6 protein-coding genes, 1 tRNA gene and 1 pseudogene are annotated in these 6,557 nt (G+C 44.7%); 7 read left to right on the top strand and 1 reads right to left on the bottom strand.

Annotation, left to right across the window (positions count from 1 at the left end):
- Positions 1-389: 389 nt before the first annotated feature.
- Positions 390-1,112: pseudogene (locus PX481_RS23115) on the bottom strand (IS1 family transposase); the annotation flags it as partial.
- A gap of 332 nt (positions 1,113-1,444) precedes the next feature.
- Here PX481_RS23115 and PX481_RS23110 point away from each other — a divergent pair.
- The 7 genes from PX481_RS23110 (at position 1,445) to PX481_RS23080 (ending at position 6,382) form a co-directional block, all read left to right on the top strand.
- On the top strand, positions 1,445-2,128 hold the full coding sequence (locus PX481_RS23110; RefSeq protein WP_002762451.1) for a PHP domain-containing protein: 684 nt from the start codon (positions 1,445-1,447) through the stop codon (positions 2,126-2,128).
- A 221-nt stretch (positions 2,129-2,349) separates the two neighbouring features.
- Positions 2,350-4,248 carry an NAD(P)H-quinone oxidoreductase subunit F gene (locus tag PX481_RS23105; RefSeq protein ID WP_288096276.1) on the top strand — a complete coding sequence of 633 codons (1,899 nt, stop codon included), beginning with the start codon at positions 2,350-2,352 and terminating at the stop codon, positions 4,246-4,248.
- A 179-nt stretch (positions 4,249-4,427) separates the two neighbouring features.
- Positions 4,428-4,499: transfer RNA gene (locus PX481_RS23100), tRNA-Thr, on the top strand.
- A gap of 170 nt (positions 4,500-4,669) precedes the next feature.
- Complete coding sequence (locus PX481_RS23095; protein ID WP_288096274.1) at positions 4,670-5,023, top strand: metal-sensing transcriptional repressor; 354 nt, start codon at positions 4,670-4,672, stop codon at positions 5,021-5,023.
- A gap of 66 nt (positions 5,024-5,089) precedes the next feature.
- Positions 5,090-5,272 (top strand): 30S ribosomal protein S21, encoded by a 183-nt coding sequence (rpsU, locus tag PX481_RS23090; RefSeq protein WP_002738938.1) that lies wholly within the window; start codon positions 5,090-5,092, stop codon positions 5,270-5,272.
- A 154-nt stretch (positions 5,273-5,426) separates the two neighbouring features.
- On the top strand, positions 5,427-6,080 hold the full coding sequence (gene upp, locus PX481_RS23085) for a uracil phosphoribosyltransferase (protein ID WP_002764021.1): 654 nt from the start codon (positions 5,427-5,429) through the stop codon (positions 6,078-6,080).
- 14 nt (positions 6,081-6,094) lie between these two features.
- On the top strand, positions 6,095-6,382 hold the full coding sequence (locus PX481_RS23080; RefSeq protein ID WP_002790084.1) for a ssl2009 family thylakoid membrane protein: 288 nt from the start codon (positions 6,095-6,097) through the stop codon (positions 6,380-6,382).
- The last annotated feature ends 175 nt before the right edge of the window (positions 6,383-6,557 follow it).

Below are 6,557 nucleotides of genomic sequence, written 5' to 3'. Positions count from 1 at the left end.
CAGCGTCGTTTGTTTCGCTTCGCTTTCGCTTCGCTTCAACCGCGCATTTACCAATGTATCTAACTTCCCTAAGTTTGTCAACCCCTTTTGGCAAAATTTTTTGATCTTTTTTCTATCCCTTGCTACGTAAGCCTTTCAGCCATTTCCCCTTTTTCTAGTCGGGTCTTTTCGTCTAGTAATTTTGTTCTAATTTAGCTCTTGATGGAGGTGACGGGGTTTTTGAGCAAGAGCAAGCTGAAGTATGAGGGGACTTGGTATCATCTCTGGACGACCACCTACTGTTCTGGTGTTGTCTGTTCCCCACTGCCAACTCCAGTGCGGTCTTGAGGGGTAATCTTAGAGGTGGTGATTCGGTAGTAGTGATGGCGGCTTAATCCTTTGCTTTGCTGTGCATTGTAGTCATGGATAAAATACCAAAGGGTTCCCCAACGTGATTCTCCATTTTTTTAGAGAAAGATAGACTCTCTCTCACCAACCGAGAAATCCTTTGTCGAAAGGTATTATTTAATCTTTCAATAGGATTGGTTTGACCAGTTTCTTTTCCGACCGGTCGATGACGTTTACTAGGAATTACTGTCTTATAGGACTCCCAAAAGTCTGTGTAGGCAACCGCGCATTGTCGGTAAACACCTGGTAAACTGTCCAAAAGTTTTTTGGCTGATTGACGACTCCTATCTCCGCGCATAGCAACCAATAATTTCCCGTGTCTTTCTATCAATTAACCGCCAAATATAAACCTTTATCGTCTTAGAAAAAACCAAAGACCACATCTCATCACATTCTCTAACCAATTTACCTTTTGATTTGTCTGAAACCTTTACTTGACGAGGGACAGATGCCAATTTATTGTTGACGTAATTTTGTAACCATGACCAACTTACTCCTGTTACTCTAGCAATTCCTCGTAAGTAAATTCGTTCGAGCAGGAGTTTATCAATTAATTGTTTGGTTTCGTCAGAGACGGTTTTATTAGTGGGATTGATCACAAACGGTTGACCGCAATCTTTACACTGACGTTTCGGCTTGCCATTATGTGTAGAACCATTTTTGATGGTATGATAAGAACCACATTTAGGACAACAAGATGTTGAAGTTTGTGAATCTTTTGTCAGAAGACAATGTTCTAAATCTTCATCGTAATTTAACCAAAGTTTAATTATCCAAGAGAAGATATTGATAAAAATAGCAATCATAAAAAGCAAATCCCCAACATTTATCAAGCAATTATTTTTATTAGTAAATATCCTACACGACTCAGTCCAGATAAGCAAGATGGCTTACCACTACTACCGAATCACTACCCCCTTTTCCCTTCTCCCCACTTCCCCATACCTTTGAGAGAGGATTTAGTATTACCGGTAACAGCAGCTACCCAATTTTTTTTGGTATTTGTTATGCTGATTGTTAACAATTTGTAATCTTTGGGAAAGTTCCTCAATACTGCATGGTCGTTTCTGCTACAATTCCACCCCTAGCTCAAGATACCCTCGCCCTGAAAGCGGTGTGGGCAAATGTCGGCTATGATAGTTGTCCCTACCATTACAATTTCCATCTTCATACCCATTGCTCCGATGGTCAAATGAGTCCCCAAGACTTGATGAGACAAGCGTTAGACATCGGACTAAAAGGATTAGCAATTACCGATCATCACTCGATCGAAGGTTATCGACAAGCCCAAATTTGGCTAGAAAATCAGCATTTAAAGGGTTCTCTACCCCATCTCTGGACAGGGGTAGAAATTACGGCGAATCTCTTAGACACAGAAGTGCATATTCTTGGCTATGGTTTCGATCCCGCTCACGTCGTCTTGACTCCCTATCTGCAAAGAACCAAACCAGAAGGAGATCTGGCTTTAGCCTCTAGAGTCATTAACAGTTTACAGCAAGCGGGGGCTTTAGTGGTTCTGGCTCATCCCTTTCGTTACCATCGCCCCGCTGCCGATTTAGTGGCGGCGGCGGTAGAATTGGGTATTGATGGTATTGAAGCTTTTTATGCCTACGGCAATCCCAAACCCTGGCTACCGAGTCAACCGGAAACCGAACAAGCACTCGCTCTTAGCCGTCAGTACCAATTATTCGCCACCTGTAGCACCGATTCCCACGGTAAATCTTTATTACAGCGCATTTAGCCTGATCCCGGGATTAACGGTAAAATACCTAAATTGACTAAACTCGATCCTTTCTCGATCGAGTGTTAGTTTTTTATGGCCGTTGATCAGTGATCAGTAATCAGTAACCAGTGAAAGAGCCTAAATTTGTTGAAAATTGAAAACTTAAACCTGATAACTTAAAACTTAAACCTGATCACTGATAACTGATAACTGATAACTGATAACTGATAACCCCCTGAATGAAAGATTTATTCCTTGACACTTGCTGGTTAATTCCCATTTATGGCTTAATTGGTTCGATTTTAACCTTGCCTTGGTCTTTAGGCATTATTAGTCGCACCGGTCCGCGGCCGGCCGCTTATATTAACCTATTGATGACCGTCTTAGGATTAATACATGGATCGATCGCTTTTAATCAAATTTGGCATCGAGAGACGATTAAACTGGCTTTTGAATGGGTAAGAGTGGCCGATCTTAGTTTATCCCTTTCGATCGAACTTTCTCCCGTCAGTTTGGGGACGCTGGAACTGATTACCCTCATCAGTCTCCTGGCCCAAATCTATGCCCTTGGCTACATGGAAAAGGACTGGTCTTTGGCAAGATTTTATGGCTTAATGGGCTTTTTTGAGGCAGCTTTGGGGGGAATTGCCCTCAGTGACTCCCTACTATTCAGTTACGCTTTCCTAGAGATGTTAACGGTCTCTACCTATCTCCTCGTCGGTTTTTGGTATGCTCAACCTTTGGTAGTAACCGCGGCGCGAGATGCCTTTTTAACCAAGCGCGTCGGCGATATTATTTTATTGATGGGTTTGGTGGCTCTGTCCAGTTACGGAGAAGGATTGAGTTTTTCTCAGTTAGAAAATTGGGCAGTAAATAACCCTGTAGGACCTCTAACGGCGACTTTGTTAGGATTAGCCCTTATTGCCGGTCCAACGGGTAAATGCGCCCAATTTCCCCTGAATTTGTGGCTAGATGAGGCGATGGAGGGACCAAATCCAGCCGGAATCATGCGGAATTCGATCGTGGTTTCGGCGGGGGCCTATGTTTTAATTAAGCTGCAGCCAGTGTTTACCCTATCTCCGATCGCAGCCAATGTTTTAATAGTGTTGGGGACAATGACGGCAATCGGTACTTCTCTGATGGCCCTATCCCAAATTGATATTAAACGGGTTTTATGCCACTCCACCAGTGCCTATCTCGGTTTGGTCTTTATTGCGGTGGGATTAGGTCATGTGGATATCGCTTTACTAATTTTATTCTCCCATGCGATCGCAAAAGCCTTATTGTTTATGAGCGCAGGAGCATTAATTCTCACTACCAGTAACCAAAATATCACGGAAATGGGGGGAATTTGGGCAAGAATGCCCGCTACAACCATGGCTTTTTTAGGGGGTTCCGCGGGGATGACGGTTTTAATGCCCCTGGGGATGTTTTGGACGTTAAAACGGTGGTTAAGTGGTGAATGGGCGATTCCTTGGTGGTTATTAGCGGTTTTAATCTTTGTTAATTGTCTTAGCATCGTCAATCTCACCAGGGTATTTCGTTTAGTCTTTTTGGGACAAACCCAAAGTAAAACCCATCGCACCCCGGAAGTGGCTTGGCCGATGGCTTTGCCCATGGTATCATTGATTTTAATCGCTTTATTGGCCCCGATTATTCCCCTACGTTGGGATTTTTGGCTATCTTTCACCAATCCTCTCCTTAATAACCAGAGTTTTACTATTGTCTGGGGTTTTCCCTTACTGATGGCCTCTGGAGTAATTGGCCTAGTTATCGGGTTAACGGTAGAGTTAAGACGAGCTTGGGCCAGACCGACTGGGTTAATCCTGCGATTCCTGCAAGATTTGTTCGCTTATGACTTCTATCTTGATCGCATCTATCAGTTTACCGTGGTTTTAGCGGTGGGCAGCTTGTCCAAAATTACCGCTTGGCTCGATCGTTATATTATTGATGGTCTGGTTAATTTGGTCAGTTTAGCGACGATTTTTAGCGGCAGTGCCTTAAAGTATAATGTTTCTGGTCAATCACAGTTTTATGTCTTGACTATTCTTTTGGGAATAGGGGGATTAATCTGGCTCTTATTAAACGGTCAATGGTCACTGATAACTAATTATTGGTCATCCCTGTTGACTCATTGAACCTCTATGTATCGCTCCCTAGTCTTCCGGTCGCGGACTAGGGAGTGAAAGCAGCGGGATGAACATGATCAACAAGGACAGACGGTTAAAATCGGTCTTAGCTTAAAACCCCACACCCTGCCCGCGGGAAAAACTTTTTCAGCAAGCCCTATTTGTGTTATGATGGGTTGGTCAAAAATGCTGGTGTAGCTCAGTGGTAGAGCAGCTGATTTGTAATCAGCCGGTCGCGGGTTCAAATCCCATCACCAGCTTCAATCTCTCACTCCCAATCGAACTTTAAAAAACCTACTTCCCACTTCCCACTTCCCACTTTCAAACCGAAGACCCCTGAACGGAAATTTAAGCCGGACAAAACCATTCTAGGGACTGGGGTTCGCAACTGTGGCACACTAGAGAGTATAACTGAATTGACGGTAAGCCCTTGACTAATCAAATTACCCCTTTCGACCCCCTTCACAACCACGACGAGACGGGCCATGACCACGAGTCAAAAGGGACTCCCCACGTCCATAGCGAAGCTTCCCTGAAGCAAATTATGAACCGTCTCTCGCGGATCGAAGGACATATTCGCGGCATCAAGACGATGGTATCGGAAAATCGTCCCTGTCCTGAAGTTTTGATGCAAATTGCCGCTATTCGCGGGGCGATTGATCGTGTCGCCAGAATTATTCTCGACGAACATCTGAGCGAATGTATTGCCCGGGCCGCCCTGGAAGGTAGTATCGAGACAGAAATTGAAGAATTAAAGGCCGCCTTGGCTCGCTTTTTACCCTAGATTGTGCTATAATGAGAAGTTGGCATTTTTTAGGCAGAGAGCAATTAGAGGAGGTGAATTAGGTTAATGACCCAAGTGGTAGTTGGTCAGAACGAGGCGATCGAATCAGCCCTGCGTCGTTTTAAGCGACAGGTAGCGAAAGCGGGAATTTATGCGGATATCAAAAAGCATCAATTTTTTGAAACCCCTCAAGAAAAGAGAAAGCGTAAAGCAGTAGCCCGGAGACGACAAAGAACCCGTCGTCGTTAAAATTAGCCAAGTCAGAAGTCGCTCGAAAGCTTCTGACTTGCTTTTATTTTAACCTCTGTTTTGGGGGTTGGGAAGCGGGAAGTGGGGAGTGGGAAGTGGGGAGAAAAAAGCTGATAAGATAAAGTTTAGCCCTCGATCGAGTTCTAGTGTTTTCATGGTTTTACAACTGCGCGTCTATGTTCCCGAACATCCTCTGGTTAAGCATTGGTTAGCGATCGCCCGCGATCAAAATACCCCCTCGGTACTGTTTAAAACAGCGATGACGGAACTAGGGCGCTGGTTAACCTACGAAGCAGCCCGGCAATGGTTGCCGACCCTGGAAACTAGCGTTAAAACCCCTCTAGCGGAATGTCCCGCTACTTTTATCGATCCTAGCGTACCGATGGCCGTAGTCCCGATTTTACGGGCAGGATTAGCCCTGTTGGAAGGGGCGCAAAGTCTTTTACCCCTAGCTAGTACCTATCATCTCGGTTTAGCCAGAAATGAGGAAACCCTAGAGGCGAGTTGTTATTTAAATAAATTACCGGCCAGTTTTGATCCGGCCACAAGAGTCTTAATTCTTGAACCGATGTTAGCCACGGGGGGATCAATTTCAACAGCAATGGCAGAAATTACCAGCAGAGGCGTTGATCCTGCCCTGATTCGCCTGATTTCCGTGGTGGCTGCCCCGCCGGCTTTACAGAAATTGAGTCAAAATTATCCCAGCTTGAACATCTATACGGCTATTATCGATGAAGGATTAAATAGCCGCGGTTACATCGTGCCGGGGTTGGGCGATGCCGGCGATCGAGCTTTTGGAACCTATTAGGAGAAAAGGGGATTATGAGTCAGCGAGATGGGTTTACGGGCGGTTTTTTAGCCGGTGCGATTGTCGGTGGTTTAGTGGGCGGTGTTTTGGGGACAGTGTTGGCTAATCGCAGCCGTCGCGGTTTAGGAGATGGGGATAATCAAGCTTTTTTAGAGGAGATCCGCAATGGGCGCTTGACTCCAGAGGAAGGCATGGAAGTGGCCCGCCGCAGTTTAGAAGATAAAATTGCCCAGTTAAATCTAGCGATCGATGATGTGCGTCAACAGTTAGGATCGGTACAGGAAAACGGCAGCGATCATTAAAATAGGGCTGGCCGAATAAATCTAAAAACCTTGTTAGACCTCGACCTAATTTAATTAGGGTCTGCTGAAAAAGTCATTGAAAAGTACAGGTCTCTTAATCAATGATTTCACCTAGCTACAAGCATAAGCTTTAGTTGTTGATTAATTTTTAAGTTATAACTTATCCTAATCATTG

The organism is Microcystis sp. M53603_WE2 (genome assembly GCF_030065435.1).
The sequence above is the reverse complement of the archived record's forward strand: the minus strand, read 5'-3'. Positions and strand labels throughout refer to the sequence as shown.